1 rRNA gene is annotated in these 1,726 nt (G+C 47.3%); it reads left to right on the top strand.

Annotated elements, in window-relative coordinates:
* Positions 1 to 207: 207 nt before the first annotated feature.
* A 23S ribosomal RNA gene (locus tag CWB80_RS15570) occupies positions 208 to 1,726 on the top strand; the annotation flags it as partial.

Here is a 1,726-nt window from a genome sequence, read left to right as displayed (position 1 = left end):
ATTCTCTTGCTCTTTAAAAATTTGGAAAGCTGATATTAAAATTCTTATAGATATTCGTATCTATAAAGAGTTTTCAAAAGTAAAAAATATGCCAGTTAATCAGCAATGATTAATCGGTATCTACTTTAGTATTCTCATCATTATTTGATGAATTAACTTCTGGCGAAGTTAACAGCTGTCACTAACAAAGACCCGTTTGGGTTGTATGGTTAAGTGACTAAGCGTACACGGTGGATGCCTTGGCAGTTGGAGGCGATGAAGGACGTATTAACTTGCGATAAGCCTAGTCAAGCTAGTAAAAAGCGCTTGAGACTAGGATTTCCGAATGGGGAAACCCACCTGCTTGCAGGTATCTTACACTGAATACATAGGTGTAAGAGGCGAACGCGGAGAACTGAAACATCTAAGTACCCGTAGGAACAGAAATCAACCGAGATTCCGGAAGTAGCGGCGAGCGAAACCGGACCAGCCCTTAAGCTTATTATGTGTTAGTGGAACATTCTGGAAAGTTTGACGATACAGGGTGATAGTCCCGTACACGAAAATGCATCTTAAGTGAAATCGAGTAGGTCGGAGCACGTGAAACTTTGACTGAATATAGGTGGACCATCATCTAAGGCTAAATACTCCCAACTGACCGATAGTGAACCAGTACCGTGAGGGAAAGGCGAAAAGAACCCCTGTGAGGGGAGTGAAATAGAACCTGAAACCGTGTACGTACAAGCAGTAGGAGCCCTTCGAGGGTGACTGCGTACCTTTTGTATAATGGGTCAGCGACTTATATTTTGTAGCGAGGTTAACCGATTAGGGTAGCCGTAGGGAAACCGAGTCTTAACTGGGCGTATAGTTGCAAGGTATAGACCCGAAACCCGGTGATCTAGCCATGGGCAGGTTGAAGGTTGAGTAACATCAACTGGAGGACCGAACCCACTAACGTTGAAAAGTTAGGGGATGACCTGTGGCTAGGAGTGAAAGGCTAATCAAACCGGGAGATAGCTGGTTCTCCCCGAAATCTATTTAGGTAGAGCCTCGGACGAATACTTACGGGGGTAGAGCACTGTTAAGGCTAGGGGGTCATCCCGACTTACCAACCCTTTGCAAACTCCGAATACCGTAAAGTACTATCCGGGAGACACACGGCGGGTGCTAACGTCCGTCGTGAAGAGGGAAACAACCCAGACCGCCAGCTAAGGTCCCAAAGTCATAGTTAAGTGGGAAACGATGTGGAAAGGCCCAGACAGCCAGGAGGTTGGCTTAGAAGCAGCCATCCTTTAAAGAAAGCGTAATAGCTCACTGGTCGAGTCGGTCTGCGCGGAAGATGTAACGGGGCTAAACTATGCACCGAAGCTGCGGATTCAAACTTTGTTTGAGTGGTAGGGGAGCGTTCTGTAAGCCGTTGAAGGTGTACCGGGAGGTTTGCTGGAGGTATCAGAAGTGCGAATGCTGACATGAGTAACGATAATGCGGGTGAAAAACCCGCACGCCGGAAGACCAAGGGTTCCTATCCCATGTTAATCAGGGTAGGGTAAGTCGACCCCTAAGGCGAGGCCGAAAGGCGTAGTCGATGGGAAACGGGTTAATATTCCCGTACTTGGTATAATTGCGATGGGGGGACGGAGCAGGCTAAACAAGCATGGCGTTGGTTGTCCATGTGAAAGTGAGTAGGTTGGTGACTTAGGAAAATCCGGGTTGCTAAGACTGAGACACGAGACGAGCCACTAAGGTG

The organism is Pseudoalteromonas sp. S1650 (assembly GCF_005887195.1).
Lineage (GTDB): Bacteria > Pseudomonadota > Gammaproteobacteria > Enterobacterales > Alteromonadaceae > Pseudoalteromonas > Pseudoalteromonas simplex.
This window is presented reverse-complemented; position numbering and strand designations above follow the sequence as displayed.